The following is a 16430-nucleotide window of genomic DNA, read 5'->3' on the forward strand; positions in this document are numbered from 1 at the left end:
CCTGATATAACCTATGACTATAGTCAGATCCTCACTCTTTGTTGCGGATTTCTACTATGACCCCTCTTGCTCATCACAGCGTTTTAATCGTCGGAGCCTCTCGCGGGCTGGGCCACGCCATGGCCGCCGAATTTTTGCAGCACGGCTGGAACGTGATCGGCACCGTACGCGATATTCAGCATCCGACGCCGCTTCATCAGCTCGCGCAGGACAACCCCGGTCGGGTGCGCCTGGACACGCTGGATATCTGCGACGACGGACAGCTGGCCGCGCTGGACCACAGGCTCTCCGGAAGTCGCCTGGAGATGCTCTTTGTCAATGCCGGAACCACCAACCGCGATCCTTCGCAGACCATCGGCGAAGTCTCCACAGAGGAATTTATGCAGGTGATGCAGACCAATGCCCTGGCGCCAATGCGGGTCATAGAGCGCCTGCAGCGGCACGTTACCCCGTCGGGATTGCTCGGCGTGATGTCTTCCGGACAGGGGAGCCTCGGCAATAACCTTAGCGGACAGCGCGAACTGTACAGAGGCAGCAAGGCCGCGCTGAATATGTTTATGCGCAGTTTTGCCGCCCGTGCGGCTTCGGCGACGCATCCTATGGTGGCAATGGCGCCGGGCTGGATCCGCACCGCGCTGGGCGGCGGCGATGCGCCGCTGACCATCGAGGAGACCATCCCCAGCCTGATCAGGGTGCTGCTGGAAAAACGCCAGCGGCCGGGGCTGGAGTATCTGGATTATCAGGGACGCACCGTTCCGTGGTAATGCGTCACAGGACGACATTACGGGTGGAAGGCGCTCCGTAAGGCGGATACGTACGTAAGTCGTTCGCAGGTATCACAACAGCACTGATCAGATAGCGACCAGTGCTGTTGAGAGGCTTAGAACCGATATCCCGCAGAGAACATAAACACCCACGGGTCGATGCGGGTGCTGACCTTCTGGTCCACGCCGCCGGCTTTGAATTTCACATCGGTGTCGATATCCATGTACCACACCGACATGTTGAGCAGCCAGTCGCGGTTAATCAGATAATCCAGCCCTACCTGACCGGCGGCGCCCCACGAATCCTTCAGGCTCAGATCGGACAGCCCGGCGTCTTTGCCGGTATCGTTAAAGTCTTCATTAAAGAAGGTGGTGTAGTTAATACCGGCGCCGATATAGGGACGCACTTTGCTTTGCGCATCGCCAAAATACCACTGCGCCATCAGGGTTGGCGGCAGCTGGTGCACCGTCGCGATGGTTCCCGTCGGGCCGGTACCTACCTTATGGCGGAACGGCGTGGCCGCCAGCAGCTCGATGCCGATATTATCCGTAGCCATATAGGTGAAGGTTAATCCCAGCTGAGTGTTATTACTGACGTTAAAACTACCCAGACTATTTAACACGTTGTCAGAACCTTCCGTCGGACGAACGGTGGCCGAACCTGCGCGAATGAAAAACTCTCCGGCTTCGTGCGCCCAGACGCCCCCGGAAAGCGTACTCAAAATTAATCCTACCGCTGCTAACTTCTTCATACCCACTTCCTCATTATGGTTATTAAGCGCGAAGAATATACCCACAATGAGTTATGTTTGATCCAACATAGATCACACAAAATCATTAGTTTTAACATTTGTTGATCCAGATTAATTTTTGCGGTCGAATGTAATAAGCAAATGATTAGGCAGATCAATTTTTGGCATTTTCTGGCCCAGGCGAGCCATCGCCCCGCTTTTGCGGCGACAGCGACCGTGCCAAAAGCCATACTCAGCGGGATACGGCGCTCACTCCTCTTTACAAAGATATACTTAGCCTGGCGTGAGCAGAGGCTGCTACGCTGAAGCGATTTGCGGTACAATCGCCGGCTAGTTAACACCTGCAATACTCAAGGAGAGTGCATGTCTATCACGGCGAAGTCCGTCTACCGTGACACGGGAAATTTTTTTCGTAATCAGTTCATTACCATTTTGCTGGTTGCGTTGTTGTGCGCGCTAATAACGGTAGTCCTTGGCCACGCGTTTTCACCCAGCGAAGAGCAGCTCTCGATTCTGAGCGAAGGCGATAATCTGGCGGGTAGCGCAGGCTTGTTTGAGCTGGTGCAGAACATGACGCCGGAGCAACAGCAGGTTCTGCTGCGCGCCTCTGCGGCCTCAACCTTCTCCGGGCTGGTGGGCAACGCCATCCTTGCAGGCGGGGTTCTGCTGATGATTCAGCTGGTCTCCGCCGGGCAGCGCGTCAGCGCTCTGCGCGCGATTGGCGCTGCGGCGCCCGTTCTGCCGAAGCTGCTGCTGCTGATCCTGTTCACCACCTTCGTGGTGCAGATCGGGATGATGCTGGTGCTGGTGCCGGGCGTCCTGTTAGCCATCGTGCTGGCCTTTGCCCCTATTATGCTGGTACAGGATAAGCTGGGGATTTTCAGCGCAATGCGCGGCAGCATCCGCCTGGCGTGGGCGAATATGCGGCTGGTCGCGCCGGCGGTTCTCGGCTGGCTGCTGGCCAAAACCGCGCTGCTGCTGCTGGCTTCCAGCTTTGCGGTGCTGACGCCAAACGTCGGCGCGGTGGTGATTAATACCATCAGCAACCTGATTTCTGCGCTGTTGCTGATCTATTTATTCCGCTTGTATATGCTTATCCGCAACTAAATTTAACCAGGGTCGGGAAACCTCCCGACCCGCTCTGAACTACGGAACCTATGCATGAAGCAGTTTCTGGATTTTTTACCGCTGGTCGTCTTCTTCGCATTCTATAAGCTCTACGATATCTACGCCGCCACCACGGCGCTGATTGTCGCCACCGCGGTCGTGCTGATCTACACCTGGGTGCGCTATCGCAAAATTGAAAAAATGGCGCTGATCACCTTTGTGCTGGTCGCCGTTTTTGGCGGCCTGACGATTTTCTTCCATAACGACGAGTTTATTAAATGGAAGGTTACCGTCATCTACGTGCTGTTCGCAGGCGCCCTGCTGTTCAGCCAGTGGATCATGAAAAAGCCGCTGATTCAGCGCATGCTCGGCAAAGAGCTGACGCTGCCGCAGCACGTATGGTCACGTTTGAACCTGGCCTGGGCGGTGTTTTTCATCCTCTGCGGGCTGGCGAATATTTACATTGCGTTCTGGCTGCCGCAGAACATTTGGGTCAACTTCAAGGTCTTTGGCCTCACCGCGCTGACCCTGGTTTTCACTCTGCTGAGCGGCGTCTATATCTATCGCCATATGCCACAGGATGATAAGTGATAGATAAAGGTAAAAACCTTTATCGATCAAATCGTTGATTGTGAATTTAAAACTAAAAAGCACGCTGCGGGTTCTGATAACGCGAAGCGTGCTTTTTTTTGCGCCGCGGAGCGTTGACCCCGATCTGCTCGCGACGGGTTTACGGCACTCACGGAGGCCGCCTGACGAGCTAGGGTTTGTTCCTGTTGAGGGCGGCAAACCAATCATACTTTTGCCGCGTGCCGATCTCTTTTTCTCCCTCATCTAATTTGATGAGAAATCTGCGCTTATTGATGTCATCCAGGTTAAAGAAGTAAGGCGCCAGACGCTGCGATAAGGCCTCATACATTGCCTGCGCGATCCCTTCCCCGCCATCTTCCCCATGCTTCTCGAATTCATCTTTTATCGCCTGGAAATCGTCGTTCATACTAGCTTCCTCAACTTATTACCGAGGGAGTGAGTATGATTTAGCCGTCATACATTTTCCATACCCATTAAGATTCAGCCGGCCTGGCAGCTGACGGCCAATAGCCGCGCGGCGACGGCTATTCTCACGCGGCGATTTTCATAGTAGCATCGCGCCAGATCTTCATTGACCACACAGAGTACAGAATGACAACAACAGACCTCGCCCCGAAGGGCGAAATGGTTTTACGCACCCTGGCGATGCCGGCAGATACCAACGCGAATGGCGATATTTTTGGCGGCTGGCTGATGTCGCAGATGGATATCGGCGGCGCGATTATGGCCAAAGAGATTGCCCACGGCCGTGTCGTCACCGTCCGCGTGGACGGCATGACCTTTTTGCGCCCGGTCGCCGTCGGCGACGTGGTGTGCTGCTACGCCCGCTGCGTAAAACGCGGCAATACCTCTATCACCATTAATATTGAAGTCTGGGTGAAAAAGGTCTCATCGGAACCCATCGGGCAGCGCTACAAGGCAACGGAAGCGTTATTCATTTACGTAGCGGTGGACAATCAGGGCAAGCCGCGCGCCATCCCCGGCGAGTGAAACATTGCCCGGCAGGCCGGGCAATCTATCGCTTTACAGGAAGCCGAGCAGCGAAAAGAAGAAGTAGCCGATAATAATAATCACCACCGGCAGAACGTACAGCGGGAAGTACTGCACGAGGATCGTATGGCGCGGCACCACGATACGTTCAGCGATTTGCTCCCGCGTCAGCCCTTCCGCGCCTTTGGCCTGTTCCAGAATCAGCTGATCCTCAACCCCTTCGCGAAGAAACTTCGCCTGGCGGCCCATCCGCGCGCCGGAGGCCTGCAGCGCCATCCCGACAAAGACCAGAATATAGATTATCCAGAAGCCAATATTCAGGCCGTGCTTAAAGTCCGGCAGCGGCGAGTTGTACCAGAAAAAGTTAAGAAACGGCGTATTGAAACGCATCATTTCAATCATTACGTGCGCAAAGTCCATCATCACCGCATCAATACCCGGCTTCTTCTCGCTATGCTCATACATAAACTTCAGTACGGAAATCAGCGTCGATATTACCGCGGGAATAAAGATGACCCACCCCAGAATACGTTTAAGTACTGCAATGCGTCCAGCTTGTTGATACGTCATGGGTTCCCCTTGTTTAAGACGCCTTCACTGCCAAGAACCAACCGGTCAGGTTCTAAGTCTACCTTCACTGGCGAATTTCGCCCAATAAAGCGCGGTATGATATACCATGAACGCAAATTGATTATCGACTTACGCTACAGGAGAGGGACATATGTCAGCCAGGCGCCAAATTCATGCCGCAATCTTCGATATGGATGGATTACTGATTGATTCTGAGCCGCAATGGGATCGGGCGGAGCTGGAGGTGATAGCAAGCCTCGGTGTGGATATCAGCCGTCGCGGCGAACTGCCCGATATTCTCGGGTTGCGCATCGATTTAGTGGTGGACCTGTGGTTTGCGCAGCAGCCGTGGACGGGGCCGGACCGCGCCGACGTCACCGCGCGTATTATCAGCCGTGCCATTGAGCTGGTGGAAGCCTCGCGTCCCCTGCTGCCCGGCGTGCGCGAAGCCGTTGCGCTGTGCAAGGCGCAGGGGCTGAAGATTGGTCTCGCCTCCGCCTCGCCGCTGCGGATGCTGGAAAAAGTGCTCACCATGTTTGAACTGCGCGACCAGTTCGACGCTCTGGCCTCCGCCGAGCTGCTGGCGTACAGCAAACCGCATCCGCAGGTCTACCTCGACTGCGCGGCAAAGCTAGGCGTTGACCCGATGAACTGCGTGGCGCTCGAAGACTCGGTTAACGGCATGATCGCCTGCAAGGCGGCGCGCATGCGCTCAATCGTGATCCCGGCCGAGGAGCATAGTCATGACCGGAGATTTGCGCTCGCCGACGTTAAGCTGACAACGCTGACGGCGCTTAGCGTCAGCGACCTGCGCGGCTAAGCGGCCGGAGTGATGAGGGAGCAACGGCTGCCTCATCACATAAAATAAAACACCGTTTCATTTTTAATTGTTTTTTCCCTCTGGTGCCTCTATGCTGGCTGCAACGGCGTGTATTCACGCATACATCAGCATACGGAGGGACATATGGTACTTAACGCCTTCGATCTTACGGGTAAGGTCGCGATCGTGACGGGATGTGACACTGGGCTGGGTCAGGGAATGGCCGTGGGGCTTGCCCGGGCCGGGTGCGATATCGTCAGCGTCAACCGTAAGGTCCCGCACGAAACCGCAGAAAAAGTCCAGGCGCTGGGCCGCCGCTTCAGCGCGGTTCAGGCGGATCTCAGCCGCCAGGACGAGATAAGCCAAATCGTGGCTAAAGCCGTTGCCGCCATGGGTCGGATAGATATTCTGGTCAATAACGCCGGGACAATCCGTCGCGCCGATGCGCTCGATTTTAGCGAGCGCGACTGGGACGATGTCATGAACCTCAACCTGAAGTCGGTGTTCTTTTTATCCCAGGCGGTCGCCCGGCAGTTTATTAAGCAGGGCGGCGGCGGCAAGATCGTTAATATCGCCTCGATGCTCTCCTTCCAGGGCGGGATCCGCGTCCCGTCCTACACCGCCTCAAAGAGCGGCGTACTCGGCTTAACCCGCCTGATGGCCAACGAATGGGCGGGACACAACATTAACGTTAACGCCATCGCGCCGGGCTATATGGCGACCAATAATACCCAACAGCTGCGTGACGATAGCGAGCGCAGCAAAGAGATCCTCGACCGCATCCCCGCCGGGCGCTGGGGAGTAGCGGACGATTTGCAAGGACCGGTGGTGTTCCTCGCCTCGGCCGCGGCGGATTACGTGAACGGCTACACCCTGGCGGTGGATGGCGGATGGCTGGCGCGCTGACAATTTTGTGACAAAGAGTTACACCGTCACCTCTTTCGCACACTGTATAAAAACCCTATACTGTATGAATCGACAGTTTAGGGTTTTTATCATGACGGCGGAAGGCCATCTCTTCTTTTCTATCGCCTGTGCGGTATTTGCTAAAAATGCGGAGCTCACGCCCGTGCTGGCGCAGGGCGACTGGTGGCATATCGTCCCCTCCGCGGTGCTGACCTGCCTGCTGCCCGATATCGATCACCCTAAATCACTTCTGGGCCAGCGGCTGAGCTGGATCTCCAGGCCGGTGGCGCGCGCGTTTGGTCATCGGGGGTTCACCCACAGCCTGCTGGCGGTATTCGCGGCGATCACCCTTTTCTATCTGAAAGTCCCGGAAAGCTGGTTTGTGCCCGCCGACGCGCTGCAGGGGCTGGTGCTCGGCTATCTCAGCCATATTCTTGCCGACATGCTGACCCCCGCCGGCGTGCCGCTGCTGTGGCCCTGTCGCTGGCGTTTTCGCCTGCCTATCCTCGCGCCGCGCAAGGGCAACCAGCTGGAGCGCGCGCTGTGCATGGCGCTGTTTGTCTACGCGGTGTGGATGCCGCAAACTCTCGCCGAAAATAGCGCCGTGCGCTGGTCATCCGGCATGATTAATACGCTGCAGATAACCTTTAATCGCTTCATTAGTCAGCAGACCGGACGATAAATAAACGAAATATCAAATTAGTTATAATCAATTCCATTTGAATATAAGTAATGAATTCCGCTTCTGCTAACCTTGCGCCATAAGAGCTGGTAAACAGGCCAGCCCAGGTAATAAAGATATCAGGAGAACGGGGATGAACTTTCCACTTATAGCGAACGTTATCGTGTTCGCGATTTTGCTGTTTGCGCTGGCCCAAACTCGCCACAAACAGTGGAGCCTCGCCAAAAAAGTGCTGGTCGGTCTGGTCATTGGCGTCGTGTTCGGTCTTGCGCTGCAGTTTATTTACGGTTCCGACAGCCAGGTACTAAAAGATTCCATTCAATGGTTCAATATCGTTGGCAACGGCTACGTGCAGCTGCTGCAGATGATCGTAATGCCGCTGGTATTCGCGTCTATTCTGAGCGCCGTCGCGCGCCTGCACAATGCTTCACAGCTGGGTAAAATCAGCTTCCTGAGCATTGGTACCCTGCTGTTCACCACCCTTATCGCCGCCCTGGTTGGCGTACTGGTGACCAACCTGTTTGGCCTGACCGCCGAAGGGCTGGTCCAGGGGAGCGCGGAAACCGCCCGCCTGAACGCCATTCAGAGCAACTACGCCGGTAAGGTCGCGGATCTCAGCGTTCCGCAGTTGATCCTTTCCTTTGTGCCGAAGAACCCGTTTGCTGACCTGACCGGCGCTAACCCGACCTCTATCATCAGCGTTGTTATCTTCGCCGCCTTCCTCGGCGTCGCTTCGCTGAAGCTGCTGAAGGACGACGTCGCCAAAGGCCAGCGCGTGCTGACCGCCATCGATACCCTGCAGGCCTGGGTGATGAAGCTGGTACGCCTGGTGATGCAGCTGACGCCGTACGGCGTGCTGGCGCTGATGACTAAAGTCGTGGCGGGCTCCAACCTGCAGGACATCATCAAGCTCGGTAGCTTCGTTGTCGCCTCCTACCTTGGCCTTGGCATCATGTTCGTGGTCCACGGGCTGCTGCTGGCGGTTAACGGCGTGAGCCCGCTGAAATACTTCCGCAAAGTGTGGCCGGTGCTGACCTTTGCCTTCACCAGCCGCTCCAGCGCCGCGTCCATTCCGCTGAACGTGGAAGCGCAAACCCGTCGTCTGGGCGTACCTGAATCGATCGCCAGCTTCTCCGCCTCGTTTGGCGCCACGATTGGTCAAAACGGCTGTGCCGGCCTCTACCCGGCAATGCTGGCGGTGATGGTCGCGCCAACCGTCGGCATCAACCCGCTCGATCCGCTGTGGATTGCCACCCTGGTCGGGATTGTTACCGTGAGCTCCGCCGGTGTTGCCGGCGTCGGCGGCGGCGCAACCTTTGCCGCGCTGATCGTCCTGCCGGCGATGGGCCTGCCGGTGACGCTGGTCGCGCTGTTAATCTCCGTTGAGCCGCTGATCGACATGGGCCGCACCGCGCTGAACGTTAGCGGTTCAATGACCGCCGGAACCTTGACCAGCCAGTGGCTGCGCCAGACGGATAAAACCATTCTTGAGAGCGAAGACGACGCCGAACTGGCGCACCGTTAACCTCAGGTCGGGATAAAAAAAACCGCAGATAGCGCCCTATCTGCGGTTTTTTTATTGCTCAATTATGCGCTCAGGGCGCCAGCTCGTTTTCCTGACGAGTTTGCGTCGCCCAGCGCTGCGCCGCTTCCGGCACGCTAAACGCAGGAGAGCGACGAAAGCGTTCCCCGAGCAAAATAAAGGCCACGTACTTACCCCGCAGCAGCCACACGTCGCGAAAACCGTCCATTTTGACGGCGTGTTCCGGCGGCGCTGGCTCCGCTCGAGGCACGTAGCTAATGACAGGGCGATTTTGTTGGCGAAGTGTTTTCATAGCTCATGGATTCACTAAACAAAGCGGGAACAGAACCGCCATCATAGCCGAAGATCCCCCTTTGCGTCGCCCCCTGCTTGCCACTCGTTTTGCTTCGACAAAACGCAACAGCCGTAACGCTCCATTGTCATCGGGGTTTGGGTTCAGCAACGACCGTTTGTCGTAACGGCGCGATGGTTAATGTGTTAACCCTGATGGCGGCGCTCCCGGCATAGCAAAAGGCCCGGCAGCGTCTCCCCTGACGGGCCTTTACCGCGGGCCAATCCGCGCCTTATACGTCGCGGTAGGTCCCGAGACGATAGCCGCGTTCGGCCACAGCATATTTCAGCGCCTCGGAGGTCAGCACCTCCAGCTCAGCCAGCCGCGGGTAGCAGTAGGCGCTGCTCATGATGGTGTGGTCAATAAACGCCGGGTGGCACATCACTTCCAGCGACGCCTCTTCCCGCTGGATTGAATCATCCAGAGTCTGCAGGAACAACGCTTCAGAAATCGCGTCGCCATAGAACTCGCTGGCAAAGCCATCGCTGCTGCGCGCCGCATCCTGCGCCAGGCCGTCGCGCTGCGCCTGCTGACGGTCAATACGCAGCGCCACGCCCTTCTCGCGGGCAAATGCCGCCACGATGGGATAAATCTGCGCAATCATATGCACATGGTGATGGCTGTCGATATGCGTCGGTTCATAGCCAAACAGCTCGATAAACCGCTGATACTGACACTCCAGCTCGTGCGCGATCTCATCCAGCGGCAGGCTTCCCTCTTCCGCCATCTGCCAGATCCACTTCCCCAGACGCCCTTCGCGGGTGAGGCCCGGCATCGCGGAGAGCGGCTCGCCCAGCGTCAGGACGAAGTGCATCCCGACGCCCAGCTCCGGCACGCAGCGGCTGAGCTGGGCCGCGTGGCCGATTGCCGCGCCGTTAACCAGCGCGGTGGTCGAGGTCACCAGCCCGTTTTTGCAAGCTTCAATAATGCCGTAGTTCTGCCCCTTGCTGAGGCCAAAATCGTCGGCATTAACGATTAACACGCGTTCCATCAGCCGCTCCCGTTACTGTTTCAGTTTCTCAATCGTCGCCGCAAAGTTAGGCAGCCATTTTTCGTGGGCGAGGATCATTTCACGCGCCAGCATTTCGGCATCGCGGTCGGAGTGAATCAGCGGGCTCAGATTGAGCGCCAGCAGCACATCGTTCAGCTCGCCGCTTATCGCCGCCTGGCTCGCCGCCACTTCAAAGCCCTTGATGGTGTAAATCAGCCCCTGGACTTTTTCATCGAAACGGGTGATGCGCGGCGTCGGCTTCGCCCCGTCGCGGCCGAGCGTACAGGTCATTTCCACCGCCCAGTCGGCCGGGATATTATCGATGTGGCCATGGTGCGGAATATTCACGTAGTGCTCGGTCTGCTTGTCGTTGTAGATAGCGTTGATCACTTCGCAGGCCGCGTCGGAGTAGTATGCCCCGCCGCGCAGCTCCAGCTCCTTCGGCTTAACGTTGAGATCCGGATTTTTATACAGCTCGAACAGCTGTTTTTCCACCTTCTGCACCACCTGGGCGCGAGCACCGCCCTTATAGTACTCGCCCATTTCAATCGCCAGCATCTCTTTCGGCTTGAAGTAGTACAGCAGATAGGAGCACGGAATTAAGCGCAGGGAGCGAATCAGCCCTTCGCTGAACGGCAAATCGAAGATGTTTTTCACCGAGTTGGCGCTCAGGCTCCCGGACGCGACGCCGTCCAGCAGCTCGTCGAAGCGCGATACGCCGTTCACCAGCACGTCGCGCACAAACACGAGGTGGTTGAGGCCAAACAGGTCGATATTCAGCTCATCGCCCGGGCTCAGCTGCAGCACGTCGGTAATAAACATTTTCATGCCGATCGGAATATTGCACACGCCGATAAAGCGCCGGAAGTTCGTATGGCGATATACGGCCTCGGTCACCATTCCCGCCGGGTTGGTAAAGTTAATTACCCATGCGTCCGGGCAGATCTCCTGCACATCTTTGACGATATCAAAAATCACCGGAATGGTGCGCAAACCTTTGAACAGGCCGCCGGCGCCGTTAGTTTCCTGGCCAAGATAGCCGTGGCTAAGGGGGATACGCTCGTCTTTTTCACGCGCCTTCAGCTGACCAGCGCGCAGCTGAGTGGTGACGAAGTCCGCGCCTTCCAGCGCCGAGCGGCGATCCAGCGTTTTATAGACTTTCAGCGGGACGCCGGCTTTTTCCACCATCCGCTCGCAGAGAGCGTGGATAATATCGAGCTTCTCCTGCCCTTCCGCCACATCCACCAGCCACAGTTCCGTAACCGGCAGCTCGTGATAACGCTTGAGGAATCCTTCGAGGAGTTCAGGGGTATAGCTGCTGCCGCCGCCGATAGTAACGATTTTTAATTTCTGGCTCATTATATTCTCCCTTGTGGCGCCACGAATTGCGCGTAGCCCACTCTCCGTATCAATACGGACAGTTAATCTGAATATTTTCCAGCGCGGAAGGTTCCGCTCCGGTTAATTAACGATGGTAAGCTTCTTACGATAATTGCTTGGCGTAAATGAGGTCAGTTTTTTGAATGTTTTAATAAACAAACTGGGGCTACTGTAGCCTGATTCGTAAGCAATATCGGTTACCGAGTAGTTGGTAATTTCCAGCTGTTTCTTGGCGAAGTTAATGCGAATGTCATTAATAATCTGCATCGGCGTTTTACCATAATAGCGTTGGGTCGCCCGGGTTAAATATTCCTGAGTTTTCCCGGAGAGCTCGACCATCTGTTCCAGCGCCCCTTCGCCAAATTTATGTTTATCGTGCATATCCTCGACGGTATTTTTTAGCCACTGCGGAATGACATCCTGCACCGGCTCCTCGCGGTAGTGCCGTAAACGATTAATGGTGTAAAACGAGACCAGTTCAATAAATTCGTCAAATTCAGTTTCGCGAAAATTCAGCGAAGCAATCACCGATTCGATGTAGCTGAGAAAGGTGCTTTTGACCGCGTAGACCTGCGAAGCGACCAGCCCAAACGGCAGCAGCGGCAGATAGTGTTTCTCAAAGAAACTCCTGCTGATGCCGACGTTAAGAATGCGCGTCGCGCCAAACTCGTAAAAGCTTTGATGGTGCGACCCCATTGGGATGAAGACAAAATCCCCGCGCTCCAGCAGCACCCGTTTGCCATTAATTTCCTGATAATAGCGCCCGGTTAAAACGATGGTGTATTCGTAATAGTCGTGCTGGTGAAGCCCGCTAACGCTTTCCGTCTTGTTGTAGATGACCACATGAAAGTTTTTCCCGTTGAAGAGCTGCTGTTCGCGGGCGGTACTGATTTCTGTGGTCATCATCTTTGGCTGCCTCATCGTGTAGATGGCCTATTGTACCTTCTCATGTAGCTCAATCAATTCGGCGACCAGTTCGCGGGCCAACATTGAGGTCATCAGATGATCCTGCGCGTGAACCAGCACCAGGCTGACCTTCATTTTCCCTTCGCCTTCATCGCTTTCAATCAGCTGAGTCTGTACGCGGTGGGCTTCGCTCAGCGCCACCCGCGACTGCTCCATCATCGCTTTAGCGGCGGCGAAGTCGCCCTGTTTCGCCTGCTTCAGCGCGGCATAGGCCAGGCTGCGGGCCTGTCCGGAGTTGATAATCAGCCCCATCACCACCTCTTCGAGGTCATTCTCAGGCATCTCTTCTGCTTCGATATGGTCCAAATCAAACATATTATTCCCTCATTTCTCAGGCGGTACGGGAAAGCTCCCGTACCGCTCGACATCAGAATTTCAGTGCGTTAGCGATATCTTCTTCGCTCTCTTCCTGCTCGATGGTGCTTTGCGCTTTATTGGAAATCGCGACAAATGGCAGGTAGATCAGGGTCGAGACACCAAGGTTGAACAGCGCCACCAGCAGAGCAGCGACGCTGCCGTTACTGTTAAAGAAGGCGCCCAGACCGGTCGGCATAGTCCACGGAGCCAGGTTGGTCACCGGAGGAATAATCCCCATGCTGTAGGCCGCCAGGGTGATGGCTGCCAGAATCGGCTGCACCAGCACGAACGGGATAAACATCACCGGGTTCATGATAATGGGCAGGCCGAACAGAATCGGTTCGTTAATCTGGAAGATGCCTGACGGCAGCGCCAGCTTAGCAACCTGACGATGGTCGGCACGACGCGAGCCGATAAAGATGGCGATAATCAGGCCCAGAGTCGCGCCGGAGCCGCCCAGCAGGATGTACGAATCGAGCATCGGCTTGGCCCAGAAATGGAACTGTTTGCCCGCCTCAATGGCCGCTTCAACGGAACCATACTGGTTATACAGCGCAATGTTTTCCAACGCCCACGGGGTCATGATGCCGTTATCCAGCGCGGTCAGCGCCAGCGAACCGTGTACGCCAAAGAACCACAGCAGGGAGTTGAAAATAACGTACGCCCAGCCGACAACGCTGCCCATCGCCGCCAGCGGCGTGGAGATGGAGTCCATAATAATCTGGTGGAAGTTGCTGCCATACGAGGCCAGCAGCCAGGAGACGATGCCGAAAACCGACAGGATCAGGAAGCCTGGGATCAGCGCCGAGAACGAACGCGATACCGATGACGGCACGCTGTCCGGCAGGGTAATGACCCAGTTGCGACGAATAACGAAGGTAAACAGCTCCGCCACCACCAGACCGATGATCATCCCCGAAATAATATTTTGCCCGCCCAGCCAGTTGGCGCCCACGGCGTAAGCATCGCCGACGCTATAGGGAGTGACGGTCATAAATGCCGCGACGGCTAACAGCCCGGCGGCCATCGGGTCGACCTTGCGCTCTTCCGCCAGCGCCGAGCCGATAAAGAACGGCGCCATCAGCGACATAATGCCTAAGGTACCGTTATAAACGTTACCGCCGATAGCTTTAAAGCTGTTTAAGCTTTCAATGGTTGAGGCATCCAGGCGGACCCCCATTGAATAGAAGAAAGAGCCTTCACCAAAGCTGAGAAAGACGTTGTTAATTAATACGAACATGGCCCCGGCGAGGGTCAACGGCATTAATTTAATAAAGCCGTTTTTAATCGCATTAATGTGCGGTTGCTTTCCTATTTTAACAGCAAAAGGAAGGAGTACCTTTTCAAGCGAGTCAATCACTTTACTCATAGTCAATACCCTTTAAAGCCGTAATTGTGCGATTACGGCATAATGATGAAATTACTCTTTGACGGGAAAATAAACTCTTTATTATTCGGGCGGCCGGCACGGCAGATATTTCATTAAGCCGAAAATTCGCTTCGCCAGCGACCCGAAAGGTCGAGTTTTAAAATTAAATTATTGTGCAGCAGCTTTCTTAATGGCCGCAACGGCCGCTTTCAAAACACCTAAACCATCAACTTTGCCGTACAGCGCAGAGTCGATCACTTCCACCGGCTTATTGGACAGCAGCCGCTGAATCTCGGGAAGCATATACGCAATCTGTGGGCCTAATAAAATAACGTCGGCTTCCGGCCCCTTCTCCCCGGCGAGGGTTTCAGGAAATGCTTCAATAATGACCGGCACTTCATATTTTTCAGCCTGGGCACGCATTTTGGATACCAGCAGCGAAGTGGACATTCCAGCCGAGCAAAACAGATAGATATGTTTCTTTTCCATGAACGCTTCCTCAATTTGTAGAACCTGGCGGCCTTCTGGCAGAATATTATGCCGAAGAGCCGGGTAAGGCATGTCACTGTTCAATTGATATTGTTTATGCATTGAGTATACGGCATCGCCTGACGCCTGGATAATTCCTGGTTAAACAAAATTGTCTCTCATTGACCTCGCGTTTTGACTACCCTCACATTTCCCTCAAATAATTCGCGCAATTAAATAAGAATCAGCGCGCATAAAAAAACCCGACCAATGGTCGGGCCTTCGTAGGGCTCAGTATCAAATACTACTTGCTGTTGCGCGGGTCCGTATCGTATTCCGAGCAGGTCTGATAGCCAGAGTTCATTACGTGACCGGTCTCGTCGAGAGCGACGAAGTAGGTCTCCATTTTACCATCCCGTTGACCCAGGATGTATGTCTGACAGGTGCCGCGGGCGTGAATCATCGTCACTTCAGATGACGGTTTGCCCGCCACCTGCAGTACCTGGGAGCGCGACATCCCTTTTTTGACATCTTTAACAACCGGCTGTGTGAACTGGTCTGCAGTACGATCGTAGGCTGTACACCCAGCCAGCATGGTCAGTACTGCCGCTGCGCCCATAAGTCCTGCTAAATTCTTATTCATATTCCGTCCTCTTTTATTTGGCGTGTGAATAAGCCTGGAATAAATATCGTTACTTTTCAAGCCGAAGGTGGATTTAAGCTAAATTTCAGGCCGATAGGGCCAGATTCACCCGCCGCACAATGCATCCTGCGGGCCGCAGTACGTACCATAAAAAAATCGTATGTCATTGATTGCCTTCTTTTGCAGCACTCAAAACGACGATCCTTGTCGTTTCAACGGCAAAGAGGTAGCTTTAAGCCATGCTGGTTGCCAAACAGATTCACTTTCCGGAGGGCGCGATGACGCTACAACAAGAAATTATTCAGGCGCTGGGGGCCAGACCCCAGATCGATACAGACGGTGAGATTCGCCGCAGCGTAGATTTTTTGAAGTCCTATCTGCAAACCTATCCCTTTATTAAGTCGCTGGTTCTGGGCATCAGCGGCGGCCAGGATTCAACCCTGACCGGTAAACTGTGCCAGCAGGCGATCAATGAGCTGCGGGCGGAGGGCGACGACAGCCGCCAGTTTATCGCCGTCCGCCTGCCCTACGGCGCGCAGGCGGATGAGCAGGATTGTCAGGATGCCATCGCCTTTATTCAGCCGGATCGCCTGCTGACGGTAAATATTAAGGGTGCGGTGCTGGCCAGCGAGCAGGCGCTGCGGGAAGCCGGGATTGAACTCAGCGACTTTGTTCGCGGTAATGAAAAAGCGCGCGAGCGCATGAAGGCGCAGTACAGCATCGCCGGCATGACCCACGGCGTGGTGGTCGGCACCGACCATGCGGCGGAAGCGATCACCGGCTTCTTTACCAAATATGGCGACGGCGGCACCGATATCAACCCTATTTTCCGCCTTAACAAGCGTCAGGGTAAACAGCTGCTGGCGCGGCTGGGCTGTCCGGAGCATCTGTACAAGAAGCTGCCAACCGCCGATCTGGAAGATGACCGCCCCTCCCTGCCAGATGAAACCGCGCTGGGCGTCACCTACGATAATATCGATGACTATCTGGAAGGGAAAACCCTCGACGAGAAAACGGCCAAAATTATTGAAGGCTGGTACCTGAAAACGGAACACAAACGTCGGCCGCCGATCACCGTCTTCGACGACTTCTGGAAGAAATAATCCTCTCCGCAGCCCCGGCACCCGCCGGGGTTATTTTTTGCTCTTTTCGCCCGCCCCCACGGACTGCTATACTGGTTATATAAACAGCATCAGGAGC

Annotated in this window: 20 protein-coding genes; 9 read left to right on the top strand and 11 right to left on the bottom strand. The window is 55.3% G+C overall.

The window, feature by feature from the left end; genetic code table 11:
* Positions 1-56 precede the first annotated feature (56 nt).
* A complete protein-coding gene (locus QFI97_RS16900) occupies positions 57-764 on the top strand; it encodes an SDR family NAD(P)-dependent oxidoreductase (RefSeq protein ID WP_346431642.1) in 708 nt (235 codons plus the stop codon).
* Positions 765-880: 116 nt separating this feature from the next.
* Here QFI97_RS16900 and ompW read toward each other — a convergent pair whose 3' ends face one another.
* Entirely contained in the window at positions 881-1516 is a 636-nt protein-coding gene (gene ompW, locus QFI97_RS16905) for an outer membrane protein OmpW (RefSeq protein WP_095096954.1), read from the bottom strand.
* Between the two features lie 363 nt (positions 1517-1879).
* Here ompW and QFI97_RS16910 point away from each other — a divergent pair, with 363 nt between their 5' ends.
* Positions 1880-2623 (top strand): YciC family protein, encoded by a 744-nt coding sequence (locus tag QFI97_RS16910; RefSeq protein ID WP_346431643.1) that lies wholly within the window; start codon positions 1880-1882, stop codon positions 2621-2623.
* A gap of 54 nt (positions 2624-2677) precedes the next feature.
* On the top strand, positions 2678-3214 hold the full coding sequence (locus QFI97_RS16915) for a septation protein A (RefSeq protein WP_346431644.1): 537 nt from the start codon (positions 2678-2680) through the stop codon (positions 3212-3214).
* A 169-nt stretch (positions 3215-3383) separates the two neighbouring features.
* On the opposite strand, the gene QFI97_RS16920 is transcribed toward QFI97_RS16915, so the two are convergent.
* On the bottom strand, positions 3384-3620 hold the full coding sequence (locus QFI97_RS16920) for a hypothetical protein (RefSeq protein ID WP_095096948.1): 237 nt from the start codon (positions 3618-3620) through the stop codon (positions 3384-3386).
* 185 nt (positions 3621-3805) lie between these two features.
* Here QFI97_RS16920 and yciA point away from each other — a divergent pair, with 185 nt between their 5' ends.
* Positions 3806-4204 (top strand): acyl-CoA thioester hydrolase YciA, encoded by a 399-nt coding sequence (gene yciA, locus QFI97_RS16925; RefSeq protein WP_095096945.1) that lies wholly within the window; start codon positions 3806-3808, stop codon positions 4202-4204.
* A 33-nt stretch (positions 4205-4237) separates the two neighbouring features.
* On the opposite strand, the gene QFI97_RS16930 is transcribed toward yciA, so the two are convergent.
* Positions 4238-4774 carry a YniB family protein gene (locus QFI97_RS16930; protein ID WP_095096942.1) on the bottom strand — a complete coding sequence of 179 codons (537 nt, stop codon included), beginning with the start codon at positions 4772-4774 and terminating at the stop codon, positions 4238-4240.
* Positions 4775-4925: 151 nt separating this feature from the next.
* Between QFI97_RS16930 and hxpB the strand changes: the two genes are divergently transcribed.
* The 4 genes from hxpB to QFI97_RS16950 all read left to right on the top strand — a co-directional run bounded on the left by hxpB (position 4926) and on the right by QFI97_RS16950 (position 8707).
* Positions 4926-5594: a hexitol phosphatase HxpB gene (gene hxpB / locus QFI97_RS16935; RefSeq protein ID WP_346431645.1), complete on the top strand. Its 669-nt coding sequence runs from the start codon at positions 4926-4928 to the stop codon at positions 5592-5594.
* 144 nt (positions 5595-5738) lie between these two features.
* On the top strand, positions 5739-6500 hold the full coding sequence (kduD, locus tag QFI97_RS16940) for a 2-dehydro-3-deoxy-D-gluconate 5-dehydrogenase KduD (RefSeq protein ID WP_346431646.1): 762 nt from the start codon (positions 5739-5741) through the stop codon (positions 6498-6500).
* 91 nt (positions 6501-6591) lie between these two features.
* Positions 6592-7182 carry a metal-dependent hydrolase gene (locus tag QFI97_RS16945; RefSeq protein WP_095098108.1) on the top strand — a complete coding sequence of 197 codons (591 nt, stop codon included), beginning with the start codon at positions 6592-6594 and terminating at the stop codon, positions 7180-7182.
* Between the two features lie 133 nt (positions 7183-7315).
* Positions 7316-8707 (top strand): L-cystine transporter, encoded by a 1392-nt coding sequence (locus tag QFI97_RS16950; protein ID WP_095096933.1) that lies wholly within the window; start codon positions 7316-7318, stop codon positions 8705-8707.
* A gap of 70 nt (positions 8708-8777) precedes the next feature.
* Here QFI97_RS16950 and cedA read toward each other — a convergent pair whose 3' ends face one another.
* From cedA to osmE, 8 genes are all read right to left on the bottom strand, one after another.
* Positions 8778-9017 (bottom strand): cell division activator CedA, encoded by a 240-nt coding sequence (gene cedA / locus QFI97_RS16955; protein WP_095096931.1) that lies wholly within the window; start codon positions 9015-9017, stop codon positions 8778-8780.
* Between the two features lie 271 nt (positions 9018-9288).
* A complete protein-coding gene (gene chbG / locus QFI97_RS16960; protein ID WP_331835424.1) occupies positions 9289-10047 on the bottom strand; it encodes a chitin disaccharide deacetylase in 759 nt (252 codons plus the stop codon).
* A 12-nt stretch (positions 10048-10059) separates the two neighbouring features.
* The gene (locus tag QFI97_RS16965) at positions 10060-11406 is read right to left on the bottom strand and encodes a 6-phospho-beta-glucosidase (protein ID WP_346431647.1); all 1347 of its coding nucleotides are present in this window, start codon (positions 11404-11406) and stop codon (positions 10060-10062) included.
* 102 nt (positions 11407-11508) lie between these two features.
* A complete protein-coding gene (gene chbR, locus QFI97_RS16970; RefSeq protein WP_255430873.1) occupies positions 11509-12348 on the bottom strand; it encodes a transcriptional regulator ChbR in 840 nt (279 codons plus the stop codon).
* A 12-nt stretch (positions 12349-12360) separates the two neighbouring features.
* A complete protein-coding gene (gene chbA, locus QFI97_RS16975; protein ID WP_095096918.1) occupies positions 12361-12708 on the bottom strand; it encodes a PTS N,N'-diacetylchitobiose transporter subunit IIA in 348 nt (115 codons plus the stop codon).
* Between the two features lie 52 nt (positions 12709-12760).
* Entirely contained in the window at positions 12761-14119 is a 1359-nt protein-coding gene (chbC, locus tag QFI97_RS16980; RefSeq protein WP_346431648.1) for a PTS N,N'-diacetylchitobiose transporter subunit IIC, read from the bottom strand.
* 168 nt (positions 14120-14287) lie between these two features.
* Entirely contained in the window at positions 14288-14608 is a 321-nt protein-coding gene (chbB, locus tag QFI97_RS16985) for a PTS N,N'-diacetylchitobiose transporter subunit IIB (RefSeq protein WP_041145136.1), read from the bottom strand.
* A 283-nt stretch (positions 14609-14891) separates the two neighbouring features.
* Positions 14892-15230 carry an osmotically-inducible lipoprotein OsmE gene (gene osmE, locus QFI97_RS16990; RefSeq protein ID WP_041145135.1) on the bottom strand — a complete coding sequence of 113 codons (339 nt, stop codon included), beginning with the start codon at positions 15228-15230 and terminating at the stop codon, positions 14892-14894.
* 278 nt (positions 15231-15508) lie between these two features.
* On the opposite strand from osmE, the gene nadE reads away from it, so the two are divergent.
* Positions 15509-16333 carry an NAD(+) synthase gene (nadE, locus tag QFI97_RS16995; protein ID WP_346431649.1) on the top strand — a complete coding sequence of 275 codons (825 nt, stop codon included), beginning with the start codon at positions 15509-15511 and terminating at the stop codon, positions 16331-16333.
* The last annotated feature ends 97 nt before the right edge of the window (positions 16334-16430 follow it).

The organism is Klebsiella scottii (assembly GCF_036561945.1).
GTDB lineage: Bacteria > Pseudomonadota > Gammaproteobacteria > Enterobacterales > Enterobacteriaceae > Klebsiella > Klebsiella scottii.

What these genes read in the sequence shown, in the direction of transcription:
- QFI97_RS16930 (WP_095096942.1), bottom strand. Translation starts at nt 4,774, where the DNA reads ATGACGTATCAACAAGCTGGACGCATTGCAGTACTTAAACGTATTCTG.
- nadE (WP_346431649.1), top strand. Translation starts at nt 15,509, where the DNA reads ATGACGCTACAACAAGAAATTATTCAGGCGCTGGGGGCCAGACCCCAG.
- yciA (WP_095096945.1), top strand. Translation starts at nt 3,806, where the DNA reads ATGACAACAACAGACCTCGCCCCGAAGGGCGAAATGGTTTTACGCACC.
- QFI97_RS16945 (WP_095098108.1), top strand. Translation starts at nt 6,592, where the DNA reads ATGACGGCGGAAGGCCATCTCTTCTTTTCTATCGCCTGTGCGGTATTT.
- cedA (WP_095096931.1), bottom strand. Translation starts at nt 9,017, where the DNA reads ATGAAAACACTTCGCCAACAAAATCGCCCTGTCATTAGCTACGTGCCT.
- QFI97_RS16920 (WP_095096948.1), bottom strand. Translation starts at nt 3,620, where the DNA reads ATGAACGACGATTTCCAGGCGATAAAAGATGAATTCGAGAAGCATGGG.
- hxpB (WP_346431645.1), top strand. Translation starts at nt 4,926, where the DNA reads ATGTCAGCCAGGCGCCAAATTCATGCCGCAATCTTCGATATGGATGGA.
- QFI97_RS16915 (WP_346431644.1), top strand. Translation starts at nt 2,678, where the DNA reads ATGAAGCAGTTTCTGGATTTTTTACCGCTGGTCGTCTTCTTCGCATTC.
- osmE (WP_041145135.1), bottom strand. Translation starts at nt 15,230, where the DNA reads ATGAATAAGAATTTAGCAGGACTTATGGGCGCAGCGGCAGTACTGACC.
- QFI97_RS16900 (WP_346431642.1), top strand. Translation starts at nt 57, where the DNA reads ATGACCCCTCTTGCTCATCACAGCGTTTTAATCGTCGGAGCCTCTCGC.
- ompW (WP_095096954.1), bottom strand. Translation starts at nt 1,516, where the DNA reads ATGAAGAAGTTAGCAGCGGTAGGATTAATTTTGAGTACGCTTTCCGGG.
- chbB (WP_041145136.1), bottom strand. Translation starts at nt 14,608, where the DNA reads ATGGAAAAGAAACATATCTATCTGTTTTGCTCGGCTGGAATGTCCACT.
- chbG (WP_331835424.1), bottom strand. Translation starts at nt 10,047, where the DNA reads ATGGAACGCGTGTTAATCGTTAATGCCGACGATTTTGGCCTCAGCAAG.
- chbA (WP_095096918.1), bottom strand. Translation starts at nt 12,708, where the DNA reads ATGTTTGATTTGGACCATATCGAAGCAGAAGAGATGCCTGAGAATGAC.
- kduD (WP_346431646.1), top strand. Translation starts at nt 5,739, where the DNA reads ATGGTACTTAACGCCTTCGATCTTACGGGTAAGGTCGCGATCGTGACG.
- QFI97_RS16965 (WP_346431647.1), bottom strand. Translation starts at nt 11,406, where the DNA reads ATGAGCCAGAAATTAAAAATCGTTACTATCGGCGGCGGCAGCAGCTAT.
- QFI97_RS16950 (WP_095096933.1), top strand. Translation starts at nt 7,316, where the DNA reads ATGAACTTTCCACTTATAGCGAACGTTATCGTGTTCGCGATTTTGCTG.
- QFI97_RS16910 (WP_346431643.1), top strand. Translation starts at nt 1,880, where the DNA reads ATGTCTATCACGGCGAAGTCCGTCTACCGTGACACGGGAAATTTTTTT.
- chbR (WP_255430873.1), bottom strand. Translation starts at nt 12,348, where the DNA reads ATGAGGCAGCCAAAGATGATGACCACAGAAATCAGTACCGCCCGCGAA.
- chbC (WP_346431648.1), bottom strand. Translation starts at nt 14,119, where the DNA reads ATGAGTAAAGTGATTGACTCGCTTGAAAAGGTACTCCTTCCTTTTGCT.